Here is a 20,740-nt window from a genome sequence, read left to right as displayed (position 1 = left end):
CGCCCATGGGACGAGAGCACTGGAAGAAGATCTGGGTCGGCTCCGCCGGGAACATGGTCGAGTGGTTCGACTGGTTCGTCTACGCGAGCTTCGCCACGTACTTCGCGGGCGCGTTCTTCCCCGAAGGGAACGACACCGCCAAGCTCATGAACACCGCGGGCATCTTCGCCGTCGGCTTCTTCATGCGCCCGGTCGGCGGCTGGCTCCTCGGGCGGGTCGGCGACCGCAAGGGCCGCAAGGCCGCGCTGACCCTCACCGTCACCCTGATGTCCGCCGCCGCGATCCTCATCGCCGTCGCTCCGACGTACTCGGTCGCCGGATACGGCGGCGCGGCCGTGCTGCTGATCGCCCGTCTGCTCCAGGGGCTGTCCGTCGGCGGTGAGTACGCGGCCAGCGCGACCTATCTCACCGAGGCGTCCGCGCCGGGACACCGGGGGTTCGCCTCCAGCTTTCAGTACGTGTCGATGACCGCGGGGCAGATCCTCGGGCTCGGCATCCAGATCATTCTTCAGCGCACGATGTCCGACGACGCGCTGCACAGCTGGGGCTGGCGCATTCCGTTCATCGTCGGCGCCCTCGGCGCGGCGGTCGTCTTCTACCTGCGGCGCAACATGCTGGAGACGGACGTGTACGAGGAGTCGGGCGCGGGCACCCCGGCGGGGGAGGGGCACCATCAGGGCCCTGCTGGCGCACAAGCGGGAGGCGTTCCTGGTCATCGCGCTGACGATGGGCGGGACGGTCGCGTACTACACGTACACCACGTACCTCACGAAGTACCTGTCCAACTCCGCGGGGCTGCCGAAGCAGACGGCGACGCTCGTCTCCTTCTGCGCGCTGATCGTCTTCGCCTGTCTCCAGCCCCTCGCGGGCCGGCTCTCCGACCGCGTCGGCCGCCGTCCGCTGCTCATCACGTTTGCGCTCGGCTCGACGTTCCTGACCGTTCCGATCATGTCGATGCTCCGGCACGCCGGGTCCTTCTGGCCCGCGCTGGGCCTCTCGCTCCTCGCGCTCGTCGTCATCACGGGCTACACCTCCATCAACGCGTGTGTGAAGGCGGAACTCTTCCCCACGGGGGTACGGGCGCTGGGGGTCGCCCTGCCGTACGCCATCGCCAACGCGCTCTTCGGCGGCACGGCGGAGTACGTCGCGCTGTGGTTCAAGGACGCGGGGATGGAGTCGGGCTTCTCCTGGTACGTGGCGGGGTGCGCGGCGGTGTCGCTGGTCGTGTACCTCTCGATGCGTGAGACGCGGGACATCGATCTGGCCCGTGTTTCCGCCACGCCGCCCGTGGCCTCCGCTCCGGCCCTCTCCAAGAACGAGGTTCCGGCTCCGTAGGGGGTGGTGTTGTTGGGGGCGTTTGGTGGTGGTGGGGGAGGGCGGGGTCGTCGGGGTGTGGGGTGGCGGTGGGTTCAGTGGGTTCGGTGAGGGATGGGTGTGCGGTGAGCGGGGCGAGGGTTGTTGTGCGGCTCGGTTGTTCCGGAGACTCCGTCCCGGGGACCCCCGCCGGGGGGCGTTTGGTGGGGGTGGTGGTCGATGGTGCTGGGTGGGTGGGCCGTGGGAACGTGGTCCGGACGGTGACCGACGCGCTGTATTTTTTTGTGGCTCGGTTCTCCCCCAGACTCCCCCCGGGGGGACCCCCACCGGGGGCCTTCAGTGTGTGTCGACGGTCGATCGTGCTCGACCGCTCGTTCCTCGCGGCCTCCGCGCGTTCTCCCTTTCGACACCCACGGCCCCCTTCAGCTCACTCACCCCCCAAGAGGTGACTCACGCACCAGGCGCATGGGGGGAGGAGAGCAGGTCACTGGCCAGGAGTACCGGGTGAACGAGGGTGAGACAGCCAGAACCGGGGCGGGAAGGCGGGCTCGACACCCACCGACCCCCTACGGCTCACTCGCGGGCCGGGCAAAATCAGCCCCTCCGGCGATTGAGGAGCGGGGTCCGGGGCGGAGCCCCGCAAGGGGCGCGGGTAGTGCAAGGTCCCGCGCGGCGGGCGGCCCGGGGACACAGGCACCCGCCCCCGCCCCCGGTCGCAGAAGCACCCGCACCCGCACCCGCAGGGACCCACGCGGTCCCGGGGACACCGACACCCGCATCCGGGTGACCGGATCGTGAGACCGGTTGCCCGGATGCCGGGGGCGTATGGCAAACTGCCAGGGTGCTTTCGTTCGCCATGATTATCGGCAGCAGGCGCGCCGGTCCGCAGTGACCGCCTCGTACCACCCCGTACGACGCGCTCACCGTGCCCCAGACCCGCGCGCAGACCTCTCGCACCCGCGAGGGGTTTTTTCGTTTTCCGGCCCCGACCCCGGCCGAGAGCGAACCGCACGCGAAGATGGGGGCAAGTGGAGCCAGAAATTCCGGGAGCCACTCATCCGACAGGAGCAACACAGCCATGACCACACAGTCCACGGACAAGGGCGCGGACGCGAAGACCGGCGACGGGTTCCATGTCTTCGACACGACCCTCCGTGACGGCGCCCAGCGCGAGGGGATCAACCTCACCGTCGCGGACAAGCTGACCATCGCCCGGCACCTGGACGACTTCGGCGTGGGCTTCATCGAGGGCGGCTGGCCCGGAGCCAACCCGCGGGACACGGAGTTCTTCGCGCGTGCTCGCCAGGAGATCACCTTCCGGAACGCGCGGCTCGTGGCCTTCGGCGCCACCCGCCGCGCCGGCGGGAAGGCCGCCGAGGACCCCCAGGTACGGGCGCTCCTGGAGTCCGGCGCCCCGGTGATCACGCTGGTGGCCAAGTCGCACGACCGGCATGTGGAGCTGGCCCTGCGCACCACCCTGGAGGAGAACCTGGAGATGGTCCGGGACACCGTCTCCCACCTGTGTGAGCAGGGCCGCAGGGTCTTCGTGGACTGCGAGCACTTCTTCGACGGCTACCGCGCCAATCCGGAGTACGCCAAGGCCGTCGTCCGGGCCGCCTCCGACGCCGGGGCGGACGTCGTGGTCCTCTGCGACACCAACGGCGGCATGCTGCCCGCGCAGATCCAGGCCGTCGTCTCCACCGTGCTCGCCGACACCGGCGCGCGCCTCGGCATCCACGCCCAGGACGACACCGGCTGCGCCGTCGCCAACACCCTCGCCGCGGTCGACGCGGGCGCCACCCACGTCCAGTGCACGGCGAACGGCTACGGCGAGCGCGTCGGCAACGCCAACCTGTTCCCCGTCGTCGCCGCGCTGGAGCTGAAGTACGGCAAGAAGGTGCTGCCCGAGGGTTCGCTGACCGAGATGACCCGGATCTCGCACGCGATCGCCGAGGTCGTCAACCTCACCCCCTCGACCCACCAGCCGTACGTCGGTGTCTCCGCCTTCGCCCACAAGGCCGGACTGCACGCCTCCGCGATCAAGGTCGACCCGGACCTCTACCAGCACATCGACCCGGAGCAGGTCGGCAACACCATGCGGATGCTGGTCTCCGACATGGCCGGCCGCGCCTCCATCGAGCTGAAGGGCAAGGAACTCGGCATCGACCTCGGCGGTGACCGCGAGCTGGTCGGCCGGGTCGTCGAGCGGGTCAAGGAGCGCGAGGCCCAGGGCTACACGTACGAGGCCGCCGACGCCTCGTTCGAGCTGCTGCTCCGCGGTGAACTGCGCGGGGACGACGCCGGCGGGGCGCACCGCTACTTCCGTACGGAGTCCTGGCGGGCCATCGTCGAGGACCGCCCCGACGGCACCCACGCCAACGAGGCCACGGTGAAGCTGTGGGCCAAGGGCGAGCGGATCGTCGCCACCGCGGAGGGCAACGGCCCGGTCAACGCCCTCGACCGCGCCATGCGGGTCGGGCTGGAGCGCTTCTACCCGCAGCTCGCCAAGCTGGAGCTGGTCGACTACAAGGTCCGTATCCTCGAAGGCCGCCATGGCACCGAGTCCACCACGCGGGTCCTGATCACCACCGGGGACGGCACCGGCGAGTGGTCCACGGTCGGCGTCGCGGACAACGTCATCGCCGCCTCCTGGCAGGCGCTGGAGGACGCGTACACCTACGGGCTGCTGCGCGCGGGTGTCGAACCGGCCGAATAGCACCGACGACGCTTGTCCGAAAACTACCCCTTTCGGGTAGCGTCGAAGGATGAGGACCAGGCTGCGTTCCGCACTGTCCGGTCTGCTGCTGGCGCTCTCGGCGACCGCTCTGGTCACGGCTCCGGGAGCGCAGGCGGCCACCGGTGCCGTCACGGTGACCGCCGCACCCGCGGCCGCCGGCCCCGCCGATGTGGCGCAGGCGTTCAAGAACGGCCCGGTCTATGTCGATCCGCGCGCCTCGGGGCAGCTCTCCCGGGCAGACGCGGACGCCCTCGCGAAGAAGATCGAGGACGCGGACAAGCCGCTGTTTGTCGCGGTACTGCCGAACGCCCCCGCGTTCTCCCCGGACACCGTGCTGCGCAACATCCGCACCGAGACCGGTGTCACGGGCCTGTACGCCGTCCGGCTCGGCGACGGCTTCAACGCGGGCGCGGACCGCGCGGTCATGTCCGGCCCGGCGGTGCGCAACCTGGTCACCGCGGTCAAGACGCCCCCGGGCGCCGACGCCGCCACCCAGCTGAACAACTTCGCCGACCAGGCCCTGCCCCAGCTGCGCGGCAGCGCCCCCGCCTCCTGGGGTGTCTCCGGGGACGGCGGCAGTATGAACACCGGCGCGCTGATCACCTTCGGCGCCCTGCTGGTGGCCGGTGGCACGGGCGCGTACGCCGTGGTGCGCCGCAACCGCACCAGGAAGGCCGAGGAGGAGCGGGCGGCACTCGGAAAGCTGCGGGTCGTCGTGGATGAGGACATCACCGCGTACGGCGAGGAACTGGACCGTCTCGACTTCCGCCCCTCGGAGAAGGGCGCCGACGACGCCATGCGCGCCGACTACGAGCGCGCGCTGGACTCCTACGAGACGGCGAAGTCCCGGATGGGCGCCGCCCTGCACCCCTCCGACGTACGGGGAGTCACCCGGGCCCTGGAGGACGGCCGCTTCAGCCTGGCCGTGCTGGAGGCCCGCCGCACCGGCGCGCCCGTGCCCGAACGCCGGGCCCCCTGCTTCTTCGACCCGCGCCACGGCCCCTCGGTCTCCGACGCCACCTGGACCCCGCCCGGCGGGATCCCGCGCGAGGTCCCGGTCTGCCGGGCGGACGCGACCCGGCTGGAGGACGGACTGGACCCGGCCGCCCGCACGGTCGAGACGGAGACCGGCCGCCGCCCGTACTGGGAGGCGGGCCCGGCCTACGGCCCCTGGGCGGGCGGCTACTTCGGCGGCGGCCTCCTCCCCGGCCTGCTGGCGGGCACGCTGCTGGGCACCATGCTGTCCACTCCGGCGTACGCGGCGGAGTACGGAGGCGGGGACTTCGGCACCGGTGACTTCGGGGGCGGCGACCACTCCGGAGCGGACTTCAACCCCTCCGACTTCGGAGGCGGCGGGGACTTCGGCGGTGGCGGGGGCTTCGACGGCGGCGGCTTCTGACGCCGGGGCCCGGTCCCGGTCCCGGGTGAGTGTGCCCCGGGCCCCCTGACGGCCCCGGGCAGCAGAGCGCCCGCCCGGCCGCTGGGGGGAGTGCGGCAGGGCGGGCGCGCTCTGGGTGCCCGGCCGGGCACGGGGAAGGCCCGGCGGGTGGAGCCCGGTGTCAGGCGGACTTGATCGCGGAGATGTCCAGGTTCAGCTTCACCTTGTCGCTGACCATCACACCGCCGGTCTCCAGCGCCGCGTTCCAGGTCAGGCCCCACTCCGAGCGCAGCAGCTCGGCGCCGCCCTCGAAGCCGACGCGCTCGTTGCCGTAGGGGTCCGTGGCGGAGCCGTTGAACTCCAGGTCGATGGCGATCGGGCGGGTCACGTCCTTGATCGTGAGATCGCCGGTGACGCGGTACTTGTCGCCGCCGAGCTGCTCGGCGTGCGTGGAGCGGAACGTCATCAGGGGGTACTGCTCGGCGTCGAAGAAGTCGGCGCTGCGCAGGTGGTTGTCGCGGTCGGCGATGCCGGTGTCGACGCTCGCGACCTTGATGTCGAGCGAAGCCTGGGAGGTGGCCGGGTCGGAGCCGTTCAGGACCAGCTTGCCCTCGTACTCGTGGAAGGAGCCGCGCACATTGGTGACCATCGCGTGCCGCACGGTGAAGCCGATGCTGCTGTGAGCGGAGTCGATCGTGTACTCACCCGTGAGCGCGGTGAGCGCCGGGTCGACCGGGGCGGCGGTGGTGGTGGCGGACTTGCTGCGGTTGAACAGACCCATGGCGAGCTCCTCGGCGGGGACGAGATTGTTGTTTAAGCTTCAACGAGTGTCACTGTAGAGCAGTTCCGTTTAAAGTTCAACATCTTCTGGGGATCGGCTGGGAAGTTCACCCGGAAGACGCCTCCGGAGCGGGGTAGGGATCGAATGCTGGTGACGGATCGGCGCAAGCGCTTTCCGTCCTCGCGCCATCACGCCCGGCGACGCCCTCACCGGCGCCGGGCCGGGCGAATGGCCCAGGGGTCGCGTCCGTCCTCAGCACACCCGGTCTGTACGGAAGTTCGAGGACCGCCACGGGAACCCGGGCCGGATCTCCGCGGCGGCCGCGTCGCGGCAGTTCTCTTCGGGAGGCTCCCGTGTCACCGTCGTCGGCCCGGTCCCGCCGTGCCTTTCTCGCCGTGTCGGGAGCAAGCGCTCTCGCCCTCTCCCCGTCCACGGTAGCTCGCGCCGCGGGCTCCGCGCGGACCCCGGAGACGGCGCCCCCCGACCCGTACGACAGCCTCCGCGCCCGCTGGCTGGAGATCACCCTCGGCACCGGATACGACCCCTCCGCCGAGCCCTACGCCTCCCGTATCGCCGAGACGGCCCGGCTCGCCGGCGCCCATCTCGCCGCCATGGCACCCGCCCCCGGCTCCCTGTGGCCGGACTGCCCCTGGACCCGGCCCGCCGGGATCACCCGGAGCTACGGCTTCCCGCTCGGTACCCGGGACCTGCGCGCCCTGCGCGAGGACCGCACCGGAGCCTGGAGCGACATCAACACCGCGGGCGCCACCGACCGCGCCGCCCGCCGCTACCAGACCCTGTGGCTGGACCACGGGACCGATCCGGTCGACCGCACCTACGACTATCTGCTGATGCCCGGAGCGGACCGCGCCACCGTCGCCTCCCGCGCCATCGGTCGCGGAGGGCCGGAGATCCTCGCCAACACCGCCGCCCGGCAGGCCGTCGCCGTCCCCCGGCTGGGCCTGGTCGCGGCGAACTTCTGGCAGCCGGGTACGGTGGGACCGCTCACCGCGACCCGTCCGGCCGCCGTCCTGGTACGCGAACGGAGCAGCACCGCGGTGATCCATCTCAGTGATCCGGCACGCTCCGGAGAAGCCGTCGAGATCACCTGGCGGCACCCCGTCCGCGCGGTCGCCGGCCACGACCCCGATCTTGAGGTACTCGACACAGGCCGGGCCCTGCGCCTGCGGCTCAGTGGCGGCACGGCGGGGTCGAGCCACCGCTGTGACGTGACCCTCCGCTGAACTTCTTGTTCATCCTCTACAAACAGCGATGGTCCGGAGCTGGTGGTTGGGCTGCCGCGGCGGACGGTTCTGTTCAAGGCTGACAGGAGAAACGTCCGGAGACTGTACGGAGTCAACGGCAGGGTTTTCTTGTTCCGATCCGTAGGGTCGATGCATGACCGTTGTGGAAGAGACCTCCAGCGAGCCGGCCGACGCGCGAGGGCGCGTGGCCGAGCTGCACGATCTGCGCGAGCAGGCCCTGCGCGGGCCCAGCGACCGCGCGACCGAGGCGCAGCACGCCAAGGGCAAGCTGACCGCGCGCGAGCGTATCGCGCTGCTCCTGGACGAGGGCTCCTTCCACGAGGTCGAGCAGCTGCGCCGGCACCGCGCCAGCGGATTCGGCCTGGAGACGAAGAAGCCGTACACCGACGGTGTCATCACCGGCTGGGGCACGGTCGAAGGCCGCACGGTCTTCGTCTACGCCCACGACTTCCGGATCTTCGGCGGCGCGCTGGGGGAGGCCCACGCCACCAAGATCCACAAGATCATGGACATGGCCATCTCGGCCGGCGCCCCCCTGGTGTCGCTGAACGACGGAGCGGGCGCGCGGATCCAGGAGGGCGTCTCGGCGCTCGCCGGATACGGCGGGATCTTCCAGCGCAACACCCGCGCGTCCGGTGTCATCCCGCAGATCAGCGTGATGCTCGGCCCGTGCGCGGGCGGCGCCGCCTACTCCCCGGCGCTCACCGACTTCGTCTTCATGGTCCGCGAGACCTCGCAGATGTTCATCACCGGCCCGGACGTCGTCAAGGCGGTCACCGGCGAGGAGATCACCCAGAACGGCCTCGGCGGCGCGGATGTGCACGCCGAGACCTCGGGCGTCGCGCACTTCGCGTACGACGACGAGGAGACCTGCATCGCCGAGGTCCGCTATCTGCTGGCGATGCTGCCCTCCAACAACCGCGAGAACCCGCCGGCCGTCGCCGGTGACGACCCCGCCGACCGGCGCTCGGACATGCTCCTGGACCTCGTTCCCGCCGACGGCAACCGCCCGTACGACATGCACAAGGTCATCGAGGAACTCGTCGACGACGGCGACTACCTGGAGATCCACGAGCGCTGGGCCCGCAACATCATCTGCGCGCTCGCCCGCCTCGGCGGCCAGGTGGTCGGCATCGTCGCCAACCAGCCGCAGTCGCTGGCCGGCGTCCTGGACATCGAGGCGTCCGAGAAGGCGGCGCGCTTCGTCCAGATGTGCGATGCGTTCAATATCCCGATCATCACTCTCCTGGACGTCCCCGGCTTTCTCCCGGGCGTCGACCAGGAGCACGGTGGAATCATCCGGCACGGCGCGAAGCTGCTCTACGCGTACTGCAACGCGACGGTGCCGAGGATCTCGCTGATCCTGCGCAAGGCGTACGGCGGTGCCTACATCGTCATGGACTCCCAGTCCATCGGTGCGGACCTCACCTACGCCTGGCCCACCAACGAGATCGCGGTGATGGGCGCCGAAGGTGCCGCCAACGTCATCTTCCGCAGGCAGATCGCCGAGGCCGAGGAACCCGAGGTCATGCGGACGCGCATGGTCAAGGAGTACAAGTCCGAGCTGATGCATCCGTACTACGCGGCGGAGCGCGGTCTGGTCGACGACGTCATCGACCCCACCGAGACGCGCGAGGTGCTGATCGCCTCTCTCGCGATGCTCCGCACGAAACACGCCGACCTGCCGTCCCGCAAGCACGGCAACCCCCCGCAGTGATCCTGCGGAGAAAACGGAGCCCGACCATCATGAGCACCCGTCCTGCCGAGTCCGCCGCGTCGCTGCTGCGCGTGGAGAAGGGCCACTGCGAGCCCGAGGAACTGGCCGCCATCACCGCGGTTCTGCTGGCCCGTGCCGCGGCCGTGCCCGCCGAGCCCGTCCGCGGCCGCTCCACGGCCGGCTGGCGCCGCCTGGAGCGTCAGCGGGGCTTCCAGCCCTCCCACAGCTGGCAGGGCTGACCACCACCCCTGCCCCCCCCCGGCCCCGGCACCACGTGGGAGTGCCGGGGCCTTCGCGCGTGCCCAGCCCGACCCGGCGTACGCGCGCACCGGCGCGGGTTGAGCGTGAGGCCGGGGGCGGCAGGCTCCAGGCGGCCCTCCGGCGTTCGAGGACGGGCCCGGTCTCAGGGGCCCGCGCCGACGGAGGCGCACCAAAACAACCGCCCCCGCACCCCTGGTGCACCCAGGGGCCGGGGGCTCGCACAACGGCGGCGGTCACCGCACTAGGGCGTGTATCGAAAGTCCCGCCTGGCCTGCGACGCCCAGCACGCACACTCGCTGCGTTGTCGGAATCACCCAAGTACGTCCAGTACGAGGGCGACCCTCCGCCTTGCGATTGCACGCACCGGACGCCGCAGGCCCCGCCCTCCGGGCGGACGGCGCTACTTTCGATACACGCCCTAGCGCAGGCGGGCCATGAGTGCGTGTTCGACCAGGGTGATCAGGGCACTCTTCGCGTCTGCCCGGTGGCGGGCGTCGGTGGTGATGATGGGGGTGTCGGGGCCGATCTGGAGGGCTTCCCGTACTTCTTCGGGGTTGTAGGGCTGGTGTCCGTCGAAGCCGTTGAGGGCGATGACGAAGGGCAGTCCGCTGTTCTCGAAGTAGTCGACTGCGGGGAAGCAGTCCGCGAGGCGGCGGGTGTCGACGAGGACGACGGCGCCGATGGCGCCGCGTACGAGGTCGTCCCACATGAACCAGAACCGGTCCTGGCCGGGTGTGCCGAAGAGGTACAGGATCAGGTCCTGGTCCAGGGTGATGCGGCCGAAGTCCATGGCGACCGTGGTGGTGGTTTTGTCGCCGGTGTGCGTGAGGTCGTCGATGCCCGCCGACGCAGACGTCATCACGGCCTCGGTACGCAGCGGGTTGATCTCCGAGACGGCGCCGACGAACGTGGTCTTGCCCACGCCGAATCCGCCCGCCACCACGATCTTCGCGCTGGTGGTTGAGCGGGCTGCACCGCCGCTAGAGCTTGCGAAGTCCACTGAGCACCCTTTCGAGCAGTGTCACATCTGGCTGACCACCGGCGGACTCTTCGCCGCCGGGCTGGTGGATGGCGACGAGTCCGGCCTCCGCCAGGTCGGCGACGAGGATCCGGGCGACGCCGAGGGGGATGGAGAGAAGTGCCGAGATCTCCGCGATGGACTTGATCTCGAAGCACAGGCGGCAGATCCGCTGGTGCTCGGGCAACTGCCCTTGCAGCCTCGCGGGATCGGCCGTGGTACTGACCAGCGCCTCGATGGCGAGCTGGTAGCGCGGCCGGGTCCGGCCGCCTGTCATCGCGTACGGGCGCACCAGCGGGTTGTGCGTACTGTGCCCGTACGAGGGCTCGGGGGCCCGGCGCTGCGCCGGGGGCTGGTAGCGCTGGGGGTCGTACGCGGGGTCGTACGGCTGGTGCTGCTGGTGCGGCTGCTGCTGGTAGGGCTCCTGGGAACCCTGTCCGCTCGGTGGGGAGGGAAAGGCGTAGCCGTCGTGGGAGTAGGTCTCACCAGGCACCTGATGAGCACCGTCGTCGTACGGGCGTCCGCCCGGGGGTGTTGCCACGTTTCCTCCTCCGACTGCGAGTAGCCGGTTCCCGTCCCTGTGGATCCGCGCCACCGCACCCTATGGTGCGGTGGCGTGAAAGGCACTGTCTGCCGGTTAGTTGAGAAGACTGCCCTGGAGCTCGGCGCGGAGGTCCGGAGTGAGCACCGTGCCCGCCCTGTCCACCAGCAGGGCCATCTCGTAGCCCACCAGACCGATGTCGGCCTCCGGGTGGGCGAGTACGGCCAGCGAGGAGCCGTCGGAGATGGACATGATGAAGAGGAACCCGCGCTCCATCTCCACCACCGTCTGGTTGACCGCGCCTCCTTCGAAGATCCGGGAGGCTCCCGCGGTCAGCGAGGTCAGGCCGGACGCGACGGCCGCCAACTGGTCGGCACGGTCGCGCGGGAATCCCTCGGACATCGCCAGCAGGAGTCCGTCGGCGGAGACCACCACGGTGTGGGACACCCCGGGGGTGTTGTCCACGAAGTTGGTGATCAACCAGTTCAGATTCTGCGCCGCCTGGCTCATCGGGCTCACACTAACGCTCCTGGTTGTAGGTACTGCCCGGGCCACCGTTGGGATCGTAGGTGGCCGGTCCGTTCGTGTCCGCTCCCGCGCTGCGCCCCCGCTGGACACCGCGGCGCAGGTTGCTCAGCCTGCCACGCACGTCCTCGGGCGCGCGTGAGATCTGCGGGCCTCCCTGGGGGGTCTGCTCGGCGGTCCCTTCGATGAGGTTGGCCTTGGGCACGCGCCGCGGAAGGCCGGACGAGGTGATCCCGCCCGCCTTCGGCTCGCGCAGCTTCTCCGCCCGCTGCCAGCGCTCGTCGTTGGTCGAGCGCCCGTCCTTGGCGCCGGCGGCTCCGTCGCTGCCGTCGGCGGCCTCGGTCCGGGTGCTCCCCGGCGCCTGCGGGACCTGCTCCACGGGCTGCTGCCACAGCTGCGCCGGAGGCGACTGCTGCGGCTGCGACTTCTGCTGGGAGCCGCGCCTGGGCAGACCGGCCTCGGTCAGCTCGTGACCACCGCTCGAAGAGGGTCCCGGACGTTCGAAGCCTACGCGCTCGGCGCCCTTTGTGGGGGCGCTGCCCGCAGATTCCGATTCGGGGCGGTACTCCGGCTCATACGTACTCGGGTAAGTGCTCTGATCCGGCCACTCTCCCTGGTGGGGCTGGGGGGCGAACTGCCCGTCGTACTGCGGCTCGGAGACTCCCTGAAGCGGGTACCCGGCTTCCGGATATGAGGTTTCGGAGTGTTGCTGGGGCTCCTGGTGTGTCTGGGGCTCCAGATGGCCGCCGTGCGCCGGGAACGCGTCGTACGCCTGCCCGGCCGTGTCCTGGGCGTACCCCTGGGGCGCGTAGTTCCGGTCATAGCCGGCCGGGTACTGCTGCAGCTCCGGAACGGACTGCTGACCCTGCTGCACGGGCTGTGCCTGCTGTACGGGCTGCAGGGGTGCCACGGGCTGCGCGGGGTACTCCTGCAGCCCGTACTGCCGGCCGTCCTCCTGGTAGATCTGCGGGCGGCCCCCGCCGGACTGGGCCTCCAGCGCGGCACGGCGCTCCTCACGGGCCAGTGAGCGCCCCACGGAGTCGAGTTGCCCCGGGCCGCCGGACGCGTGCGCGCCTTCCCCGTACCGGGAGTCGTCGAAGCCGAGTTCCTCGGCCGTACGCACCGGGGCACCGTCGTACGACGGCTGCTCCGGGATGATCTGCGAGACCGTGAAGTCGTTCTCGGGCGCGGGCTCGCCGCCGCCGCCGTGGGTGATGGCGTCCGGCAGCATGACCAGGGAGGTCGTGCCCGCCTGCTCGCCCGAGGGGCGCAGCTGGACGCGGATGCCGTGCCGGTCGGCGAGCCGGCCGACCACGAAGAGGCCCATGCGCTGCGAGACAGCGGCGTCCACCGTCGGCGGGTTGGCCAGCTTGTGGTTGATGTCGGCGAAGTCCTCGGCGGTCAGGCCGATGCCCTTGTCGTGGATCTCGATCATGATCCGGCCGTCGGGCAGCCGGGTCGCCGTCACCCGGACCTTGGTCTGCGGCGAGGAGAAGGTGGTGGCGTTCTCCAGCAGCTCGGCGAGGAGATGGACGAGGTCGGTCACGGCCTGGCCGTGGATCTCCGTCTCCGGGACACCGGTGAGCTCGATGCGCTCGTACGACTCCACCTCGGACGAGGCGGCGCGCAGGACGTCCACGAGCGGCACGGGCTGGTTCCAGCGGCGGCCGGGCTCCTCGCCCGCGAGGACGAGGAGGTTCTCGCCGTTGCGGCGCATCCGGGTCGCGAGATGGTCCAGCCGGAAGAGGGTCGCGAGCTGGTCCGGGTCCGCCTCGTTGTTCTCCAGGTCGGTGATCAGGGTCAGCTGGCCCTCGATCAGCGACTGGTTGCGGCGCGAGAGATTGGTGAAGATCGCGTTCACGTTGCCGCGGAGCATGGCCTGCTCGGCGGCGAGCCGCACGGCCTCGCGGTGGACCTGGTCGAAGGCGCGTGCGACCTCGCCGATCTCGTCCTGGGTGTCGATGGGGATCGGCTGCACCCGGGTGTCGACGCGGCCGGGCTCCGTACGGGAGAGCTGGTCGACCAGCATCGGCAGGCGCTGCTCGGCGATACCGAAGGCCGCGGTGCGCAGCCGGTGCATGGAGCGGCTCATCTGCCGCGCCACCGCCCCGGCCAGGATGAACGCGGCCAGCAGGGCGATCACCACGATGGCGCCGTTGACGACGGCGTCCCGGCGGGCGTCGTCGGAGATGGACGCCGCCTCGTTCACGGCCCGGTCGACGAGCTCGTTCTCGATCTCGCTGTAGCCCTCGAACTTGGCGGTGGCGGCGCCCATCCAGGTCTCGGGAGTGATGTCCTCCTTCGCCAGGGCCGAGGGACTGACGCCGGTGCCGATCCGCAGCGCCATGCCCGTGAAGACGGAACCGTCCTCGCCCTTCGGCGGATTGAGGCCCGCCGCCTGGAGGCGCTCCTGCCCCGCCGTGGCCTTGCGCGACATGACCGACTGGAGCCGGTCCGTGTCGGCCTGGGTGCCGCCGGAGACGAACTCGGCGATCGCGATCTGCTCCAGGTAGTTGTAGGAGTTGAACGCGATCGTCTGCTTGGCGCGGATGTCCGGCTTCTCGCTCGGCCGCACCAGGAGGTGGGTGCCGATGGAGCGCTGGAGGGACTCGGCGGCCTTGGCGAGCTGGACCGCGTAGAGGGTGCGGCCGAAGCTGGTGACGTTGCCGGTGCCGAGCCCCAGCTCGTTGGAGAACTCCATGAGCGAGTGCTGGACCTTGACGTAACCCTCTTCGGTGGTCACGGGGTCCATGCTCGTGGTGTACGCGGTCTGGCGCAGCTCGGCGAGCCGGGGCTCCTCGTTCCGGAACAGGACGAGCCGCCGCTCCAGACCCTGCCCGGGAGGCATGTCCGCGACCGCCTGGTCGAACTTCCGCTTCGCCGCGTCCGTCGTGGCGTAGGCCTTCTGGACGGACGGCTGCCGGCGGCTCTCCGGGGTGGTGGCCCGCAGGAGCGGGGCGGCGGTGAGGTCGCGCTCGTTGAGGAGCGCCTGGCCGTACTCGGCGGCGGCGCGCACGATCAGCGCCGTCCGCTCGGCGTTCCGGGCCTCGTCCCAGGTGTCGATGGAGCTCTTGACCTGGAAACCGCCCATGACCAGGCCCACGAGCACGGGTATCAGGAGGATCGCGTTCAGCCTGGTGGGTACGCGCCAGTTGCGCGGGGACAGCCGGCTGCTGCTGCCGCCGGGCGTGGGCGGGCCCGGCTCGTCCACAGGCGATGCCGCCGCGCGCGACGGCGGGGTGAAGTTGCCCCGCGCCTGCTGTTCCGCGGAGCTCGATGTGCTTCGCCTCACTCGACCAACAACCTCTCGGCGCCGGCACCTGCGGTGTGCCGTGTTTCGTTCAGAGCCGTACTACTCAGAAGTTCGTCGAATTTCAGCATGCGGAGCGGGTCCGTTCCAAACAGTTGGAATCAGCCATTCCGAGTCATGGTAGCGACAGATAAAACGGGCATAAAGAGCGAGCCCCTTCAAAAGATGAGAGATATGTGAGCACAGTGGCACCGTGCGCATGCGTCGAGTGTCCGGACCACGTTAATTCTCTGTCGAAACGTTATGAACATGCGGGCGGACCGTGTCCCATGACACAGTCCGCACCCGCACAACTACGACAACTGCCGTATCTCGTCGTCTACTTGAGCCGGGCCATGAGTGCGTGTTCGACCAGGGTGATCAGGGCACTCTTCGCGTCTGCCCGGTGGCGGGCGTCGGTGGTGATGATGGGGGTGTCGGGGCCGATCTGGAGGGCTTCCCGTACTTCTTCGGGGTTGTAGGGCTGGTGTCCGTCGAAGCCGTTGAGGGCGATGACGAAGGGCAGTCCGCTGTTCTCGAAGTAGTCGACTGCGGGGAAGCAGTCCGCGAGGCGGCGGGTGTCGACGAGGACGACGGCGCCGATGGCGCCGCGTACGAGGTCGTCCCACATGAACCAGAACCGGTCCTGGCCGGGTGTGCCGAAGAGGTACAGGATCAGGTCCTGGTCCAGGGTGATGCGGCCGAAGTCCATGGCGACCGTGGTGGTGGTTTTGTCGCCGGTGTGCGTGAGGTCGTCGATGCCCGCCGACGCAGACGTCATCACGGCCTCGGTACGCAGCGGGTTGATCTCCGAGACGGCGCCGACGAACGTGGTCTTGCCCACGCCGAATCCGCCCGCCACCACGATCTTCGCGCTGGTGGTCGAGCGGGGGGCCGGACCGCTGCTAGAGCTTGCGAAGTCCACTGAGCACCCTTTCGAGCAGTGTCACATCCGGCGTGCCACCGGCGTCTCCGTTGCCCGGCTGGTGGATCGCCACCATGCCGGCCTCCGCCAGGTCGGCGACGAGGATCCGGGCGACACCGAGCGGCATGGACAGCAGGGCCGACACCTCCGCCACCGACTTCACCTCACGGCACAGATGGCAGATCCGCTGGTGCTCGGGGAGCAGCCCGGCGAGATGCGCGGGATCGGCCGTGGTGCTCACGAGCGCCTCGATCGCGAGCTGGTAGCGCGGCCGGGTCCGGCCGCCTGTCATGGCGTACGGACGTACCAGCGGCTGGTCGCCCTCGTCTCCGTAGGGGTCGGCGTGGGCACCGTACGGGTCGTGAGAGGCGGTTGGCGGGGTCATGAGTCCTCCGGGCGGGACAGCAAGTGGTCGGCGTGCCGTCTGCGTGGGCCGGTGGGGGGGCCTGTGGCGACCTGACGGGGACGGCGCGGTGAGCGCGTACCTGGATGAGGGGTGGGGGCCGGGTGGATCAGTGCAAGAGGCTTCCCTGGAGTTCTGCGCGGAGGTCCGGGGTGAGGACACTGCCCGCGCGGTCGACCAGAAGCGCCATTTCGTAACCCACCAGACCTATGTCGCACTCGGGGTGGGCGAGTACGGCCAGTGAGGAGCCGTCGGAGACGGACATCAGGAAGAGGAACCCGCGTTCCATCTCCACCACGGTCTGACTGACGGCACCCCCTTCGAAGATCCGGGAGGCCCCCGCGGTCAGCGAGGTCAGGCCGGACGCGACCGCGGCGAGCTGGTCCGCGCGGTCGCGTGGGAATCCGTCGGACATGGCCAGCAGGAGTCCGTCGGCGGAGACCACCACCGTGTGGGACACCCCGGGGGTGTTGTCCACGAAGTTGGTGATCAACCAGTTCAGATTCTGCGCCGCCTGGCTCATCGGGCTCAACTAACGCTCCTGCTGGTGTGTGGGGCCGAGGTTGAAGCTGCCGGTCGTCGAGCTGTTCTGCTCACGTCCTTGCTGGATGCCGCGACGGAGGTTGGTCAGCCGGCCGCGTACGTCGTCGGGCGCACGCGAGACCTGGGGACCGGACTGGGCGTTCTGCTCCTGTGCCGTACCCGCGACGAGGTTGGCGCGCGGGACACGGCGGGGCAGACCCGAGGTGGTGACGCCGCCCGCGGCGGGCTTCCTGACCCGCTCGGCCTGGCGTACCAGCTCGTCGTTGGGGGAGCTCCGCCAGCCGTTGCCGTTGGTGCCCTGGCCGGGTGAGCCATGGGCGCCGTGGGTGCCGTGTGCGGCGGTCGGGGCGGTGGCGGGGGAGCGCCTCGGCATCGGTGGCAGCGGACGTTCCGCCGGCTGCTGCGGAACCTGCGGGATCTGCTGGGCGTGCTGCGGCCCGGCGGCGGGCCGGACCTGTTCCGGCCGGTCGCCGGCGCCCGGCTGGTCGACCCGGCCGCCCCTGCCCTGGGTGTGGAACCAGTCCGTCTCCAGGGTGTCGTACAGCGGGGTGCGGCCGTCACCGGGCCCGGCCGGCGGCAGGGCCTCCGGCTGGGGCTGCGGCGGCAGCGCGTGGTGCGTACCCGTGTCCGCGTCGTCCTCGTAGCCGCGCGGCGCGGGGGCCCGGCCCGGGGCGGGCGGGGCGGGAGCGACCAGATCGGGACGGGGGAACGGCTGGGTGGCGGCCGGGTCATGGCCGACGTCCCGCCCCCGCTCCTGTGCGCCGTCGCGCTCCGGGGCGAACTGCCCCGGAGCCCGGTCGGGCACGACGGGCCGCTCCGGGAGACCGGACCGGTCCGGCAGACCCGACTCGCCCGGCAGACCGGGCCCTCCCGTGGGACCGGACTGCCCGGAACGGTCCGACGGCGGGCCCGAAGGGCCGGGATGGGCGGGGCTGTGTGCCGGAGCCGGGGGTCCGAAGACATCCGGCCGTACGTACTGACCCGCCGGCGCACCGGCGCCCGCGGGACGCCTGGGCGGCGGCGGGGGCGCGTCGAAGTCCGGACGGGGGAACTCCTCCGTCGCACCCGGACCGCGGGTGGTGCCCCGGTCGTCCTGAGCGCGCCCGTCACGGCCGCGCTCCTCGTGGCCGCGTTCGTCGTGACCGCGTGCCGAGTCGTCGGGGCGGACGCCCGGCTGCCGCTCACCGGCCCAGCCCGGGGGCTGGGGACGCGGTGTACCGCCGCCGGGCAGCTCCGCGAGGGGCCCCGGGGGCAGCTGACGGCCGCGGTCGGCGGTGTCCTGCGGCGGCAGACCGCCGGAGGGGGCGCCGTTGTGGGCCGGGGTCTTGTTCGCGCCCCGGCTGCCGAAGGCGCCGGCGAGACCGCCGCCGCCGTGCCTGCCCTGGCCGGACCCGCCGTCGCGCGTGGGAAGGGCGGCGCGCGGACCGGAGCCCGCGCCCGCGCCGACCTGGTCGCGCGGGGCACCCGTACCGAGCAGTCCTCCGGACGGAGCGCCCGGGCCGCCGGGGCGGCCGGAGCCGGGAGCGCCGGAGCCGCCGGGGCGGTTGCCGCCGAGGCCCGCGGGCCCACCGCCGGGTGGCGGCGGAACCGAGCCGGGGACGCCGGGTGCCCCGGGAGCCTTCTTGCCGCCGTGGGCGACATCCACCGGGAGCATGACCAGCGCGGTCGTGCCGCCGGAGTCGGAGGGGCGCAGCTGGATCCTGATGCCGTGCCGCAGGGACAGCCGGCCGACCACGAACAGACCCATGCGGCGGGAGACCGAGACGTCCACGGTGGGCGGCGACGCCAGCCGCTCGTTGATCGCGGCGAGGTCCTCCGGGGAGAGACCGATGCCCGTGTCGTGGATCTCGACGAGCACCCGGCCGTCCGGCAGGGCGTGACCGGTCACCCGGACCTTGGTCTGCGGGGAGGAGAACGAGGTCGCGTTCTCCAGCAGCTCGGCGAGCAGGTGCACGAGGTCGTTGACGACGCGCCCGGCGACCTCGGTCGCGGGCACCGCCGCCAGTTCGATCCGCTCGTACTGCTCCACCTCGGAGGCGGCGGCGCGCAGGACGTCGACCAGCGGGACGGGCCGGGTCCAGCGGCGGCCGGGCTCCTCGCCCGCGAGGACGAGGAGGTTCTCGCCGTTACGGCGCATACGGGTCGCGAGGTGGTCCAGCTTGAAGAGGGAGGACAGCTGGTCCGGGTCGGCCTCGCGGGACTCCAGCTCCGAGATCAGCGACAGCTGGCGCTGGATGAGTCCCTGGGAGCGCCGGGACAGGTTGGTGAACATCGCGTTGACGTTGCCGCGCAGCAGCGCCTGCTCGGCAGCGAGACGGACCGCCTCGCGGTGGACGTCGTCGAAGGCCGCGGCGACCTTTCCGATCTCGTCCCGGGAGTGCACACCGACGGACTCGACGGAGGTGTCCACGTCCTGGGGGTCGGACTCGGAGAGCTGCTTGACCAGCTCGGGCAGCCGGTCCTGGGCGACCCTGGTGGCCGTGTCCTGGAGCCGGCGCAGCGAGCGGATCATGGAGCGGGCCACCACGAAGGCGCCGATGAGCGAGACACCCAGCACGATGAGGATCAGCGCGCCGTTGATGATCGCTTCCTGCTGCGACTCCTCGCGCAGCTGACGGGCCCGGGTCTCCATCTCGTCCAGCAGGGTGGCCTCGATGGTGGCCATGGCGTCGATCCGGACGCCGTACTGGTCGGTCCAGTCCAGGTGGGAGCGCTTCTCCAGCTTCTCCAGGGCCCCCGGGGTGCTGAGGACCCGCAGGGAGTAGTCCTTGGCCGCCTCCATCGTGGCGTTGCCGTTCTCCAGCGGCTCCGTCAGCTCGGTCGCGTTGCCCCCGGAGGACTCGTAGACGGCGTCGAACGTGTCCATCTCATTGGCGTACTTCTCCAGGGCGGTGCCGCCGTACTGCCGGTCGATCTCCGCGAGCCCGGGGCCCTTGCCGAGGGACTTGCCCTCGCCGCCGCCCGGCAGGGCGGCGGCGATGATCGCCTGCGACATGGAGGCGTACTCCTTGGCGGAGGAGAAGGCCGCCAGCGCACGCGTCCGCTTGATCATGTCGGGGTTGTTGGTCGCCTGCGCCATCTCCGAGGAGAGTTCGAGCAGGGATTCGATCAGCCGGTGGTACTGCTCCACGGTCAGCGAGGACGGCTGGTCCTTCTGGTACGCGGTCTCGCGGATCAGCTTGAGCTTCTTGACCTGGCTGGCGATCTGGGAGGCGGTCGAGCGGATCGCCTCCATCGTGTCGTCGCCCTCGTTGGGGATCCGGTCCGTGATGGCGAAGAACGACTCCTCCGCACGGTCCGTCGCGAGCCGGGGCGCGGTCACCTTCGAGTCGCTGGCCGCCGGGTTGTTGGCCAGCGGGCCGGCCGTCAGGTCGCGCTCCGCCTGGAGGGCGGCCGCGAGCTTGGTCGCCTCCTGCGTCATGTCGGTGAGCAGCTGCATGTGCTCCAGCTGCTTCATCCGGTCCATGGACTCGTTGATCCGCAGTCCGCCCAGCGTGGTCGCCGCGACGACGGGCAGCGTCAGCAGGGAGACGAGCCGGGTGCTGATGCGCCAGTTCCTCAGGGCTATTCGCGAGCCCGCGCCGGAGGGGCGCCTCGCCGGTTTCGGCGGGGCGGCGCTCTCGCCTCCCGGCGGTGCCTCGCCGGGGGGCGCACCGGTGGTCGCGCCGGGTCCCCCCTGGTTCATGCCGGGTCCGCCCGGACCCGTCCCGGGCCGGGGACCGGCGCGGTCGCCGCCGTCCCCCGGGATCACCGGACCCTGACCCTGGCCCTGGATGTGCTGGGGCGAGGATCCGCGGTCGGTCCCGCCGCGCGGCTCCTGTTCCGCCGCAGCGCTGCCATCCCTCTTGAAACGTCCCTGCACTAGCGTCGCAACCTCTGGACCAGGCGCCCCTCCGCAGAACGGCGGGACGGTGTCGGCGTCGGTGAGGCGCGGTCAAGCGCCTCTTTCGTGGTCGTGAGTGACCGGCGCTTGTCCCCCTTTCCCGCCGCCGCTCGGCGCTGCGTTGCGCCCCTAGCGCGCCGGACTGAATCTGCGGCGGTGC

The 20,740-nt window shown here is 71.0% G+C and carries 14 protein-coding genes and 1 pseudogene; 6 read left to right on the top strand and 9 right to left on the bottom strand.

Annotated elements, in window-relative coordinates; genetic code table 11:
* Positions 1–5: 5 nt before the first annotated feature.
* The 3 genes and pseudogenes from ACFYT4_RS12190 to ACFYT4_RS12180 all read left to right on the top strand — a co-directional run bounded on the left by ACFYT4_RS12190 (position 6) and on the right by ACFYT4_RS12180 (position 5,450).
* Positions 6–1,335 (top strand): annotated as a pseudogene (locus tag ACFYT4_RS12190) (MFS transporter).
* Between the two features lie 1,057 nt (positions 1,336–2,392).
* Complete coding sequence (gene cimA / locus ACFYT4_RS12185) at positions 2,393–4,030, top strand: citramalate synthase (protein ID WP_389267466.1); 1,638 nt, start codon at positions 2,393–2,395, stop codon at positions 4,028–4,030.
* A 49-nt stretch (positions 4,031–4,079) separates the two neighbouring features.
* Entirely contained in the window at positions 4,080–5,450 is a 1,371-nt protein-coding gene (locus ACFYT4_RS12180) for a hypothetical protein (RefSeq protein ID WP_389267465.1), read from the top strand.
* Between the two features lie 160 nt (positions 5,451–5,610).
* Here the strand turns inward: ACFYT4_RS12180 and ACFYT4_RS12175 are convergent, their stop codons facing one another.
* Complete coding sequence (locus tag ACFYT4_RS12175; RefSeq protein ID WP_389267464.1) at positions 5,611–6,210, bottom strand: YceI family protein; 600 nt, start codon at positions 6,208–6,210, stop codon at positions 5,611–5,613.
* Between the two features lie 395 nt (positions 6,211–6,605).
* On the opposite strand from ACFYT4_RS12175, the gene ACFYT4_RS12170 reads away from it, so the two are divergent.
* The 3 genes from ACFYT4_RS12170 (at position 6,606) to ACFYT4_RS12160 (ending at position 9,431) form a co-directional block, all read left to right on the top strand.
* Positions 6,606–7,454, top strand: coding sequence for a polysaccharide lyase beta-sandwich domain-containing protein (locus ACFYT4_RS12170; RefSeq protein WP_389267463.1), 849 nt, complete (start codon positions 6,606–6,608; stop codon positions 7,452–7,454).
* A 154-nt stretch (positions 7,455–7,608) separates the two neighbouring features.
* Positions 7,609–9,192, top strand: a complete 1,584-nt coding sequence (locus ACFYT4_RS12165; RefSeq protein ID WP_389267462.1) for an acyl-CoA carboxylase subunit beta — start codon at positions 7,609–7,611, stop codon at positions 9,190–9,192.
* Between the two features lie 29 nt (positions 9,193–9,221).
* Positions 9,222–9,431 (top strand): acyl-CoA carboxylase subunit epsilon, encoded by a 210-nt coding sequence (locus tag ACFYT4_RS12160; RefSeq protein WP_389267461.1) that lies wholly within the window; start codon positions 9,222–9,224, stop codon positions 9,429–9,431.
* A 440-nt stretch (positions 9,432–9,871) separates the two neighbouring features.
* Here ACFYT4_RS12160 and ACFYT4_RS12155 read toward each other — a convergent pair whose 3' ends face one another.
* From ACFYT4_RS12155 to ACFYT4_RS12120, 8 genes are all read right to left on the bottom strand, one after another.
* On the bottom strand, positions 9,872–10,453 hold the full coding sequence (locus ACFYT4_RS12155) for an ATP/GTP-binding protein (protein ID WP_050791473.1): 582 nt from the start codon (positions 10,451–10,453) through the stop codon (positions 9,872–9,874).
* Positions 10,434–11,012 carry a DUF742 domain-containing protein gene (locus tag ACFYT4_RS12150; RefSeq protein ID WP_389267460.1) on the bottom strand — a complete coding sequence of 193 codons (579 nt, stop codon included), beginning with the start codon at positions 11,010–11,012 and terminating at the stop codon, positions 10,434–10,436. The genes ACFYT4_RS12155 and ACFYT4_RS12150 overlap by 20 nt, the downstream gene beginning before the upstream one ends.
* A 96-nt stretch (positions 11,013–11,108) precedes the next feature.
* Positions 11,109–11,522, bottom strand: coding sequence for a roadblock/LC7 domain-containing protein (locus ACFYT4_RS12145; RefSeq protein ID WP_026057603.1), 414 nt, complete (start codon positions 11,520–11,522; stop codon positions 11,109–11,111).
* Between the two features lie 10 nt (positions 11,523–11,532).
* The gene (locus ACFYT4_RS12140) at positions 11,533–14,829 is read right to left on the bottom strand and encodes a nitrate- and nitrite sensing domain-containing protein (protein WP_389267459.1); all 3,297 of its coding nucleotides are present in this window, start codon (positions 14,827–14,829) and stop codon (positions 11,533–11,535) included.
* Positions 14,830–15,166: 337 nt separating this feature from the next.
* Positions 15,167–15,751 (bottom strand): ATP/GTP-binding protein, encoded by a 585-nt coding sequence (locus tag ACFYT4_RS12135; protein WP_389267458.1) that lies wholly within the window; start codon positions 15,749–15,751, stop codon positions 15,167–15,169.
* Entirely contained in the window at positions 15,732–16,136 is a 405-nt protein-coding gene (locus tag ACFYT4_RS12130; RefSeq protein ID WP_389267457.1) for a DUF742 domain-containing protein, read from the bottom strand. The genes ACFYT4_RS12135 and ACFYT4_RS12130 overlap by 20 nt, the downstream gene beginning before the upstream one ends.
* A gap of 127 nt (positions 16,137–16,263) precedes the next feature.
* Positions 16,264–16,677: a roadblock/LC7 domain-containing protein gene (locus ACFYT4_RS12125; protein ID WP_389267536.1), complete on the bottom strand. Its 414-nt coding sequence runs from the start codon at positions 16,675–16,677 to the stop codon at positions 16,264–16,266.
* 9 nt (positions 16,678–16,686) lie between these two features.
* Entirely contained in the window at positions 16,687–20,559 is a 3,873-nt protein-coding gene (locus tag ACFYT4_RS12120) for a nitrate- and nitrite sensing domain-containing protein (protein ID WP_389267456.1), read from the bottom strand.
* Positions 20,560–20,740: the final 181 nt, after the last annotated feature.

This window comes from Streptomyces sp. NPDC004609 (assembly GCF_042873655.1).
Lineage (GTDB): Bacteria > Actinomycetota > Actinomycetes > Streptomycetales > Streptomycetaceae > Streptomyces.
This window is presented reverse-complemented; position numbering and strand designations above follow the sequence as displayed.

What these genes read in the sequence shown, in the direction of transcription:
- cimA (WP_389267466.1), top strand. Translation starts at nt 2,393, where the DNA reads ATGACCACACAGTCCACGGACAAGGGCGCGGACGCGAAGACCGGCGAC.
- ACFYT4_RS12180 (WP_389267465.1), top strand. Translation starts at nt 4,080, where the DNA reads ATGAGGACCAGGCTGCGTTCCGCACTGTCCGGTCTGCTGCTGGCGCTC.
- ACFYT4_RS12175 (WP_389267464.1), bottom strand. Translation starts at nt 6,210, where the DNA reads ATGGGTCTGTTCAACCGCAGCAAGTCCGCCACCACCACCGCCGCCCCG.
- ACFYT4_RS12165 (WP_389267462.1), top strand. Translation starts at nt 7,609, where the DNA reads ATGACCGTTGTGGAAGAGACCTCCAGCGAGCCGGCCGACGCGCGAGGG.
- ACFYT4_RS12160 (WP_389267461.1), top strand. Translation starts at nt 9,222, where the DNA reads ATGAGCACCCGTCCTGCCGAGTCCGCCGCGTCGCTGCTGCGCGTGGAG.
- ACFYT4_RS12145 (WP_026057603.1), bottom strand. Translation starts at nt 11,522, where the DNA reads ATGAGCCAGGCGGCGCAGAATCTGAACTGGTTGATCACCAACTTCGTG.
- ACFYT4_RS12130 (WP_389267457.1), bottom strand. Translation starts at nt 16,136, where the DNA reads ATGACCCCGCCAACCGCCTCTCACGACCCGTACGGTGCCCACGCCGAC.
- ACFYT4_RS12125 (WP_389267536.1), bottom strand. Translation starts at nt 16,677, where the DNA reads ATGAGCCAGGCGGCGCAGAATCTGAACTGGTTGATCACCAACTTCGTG.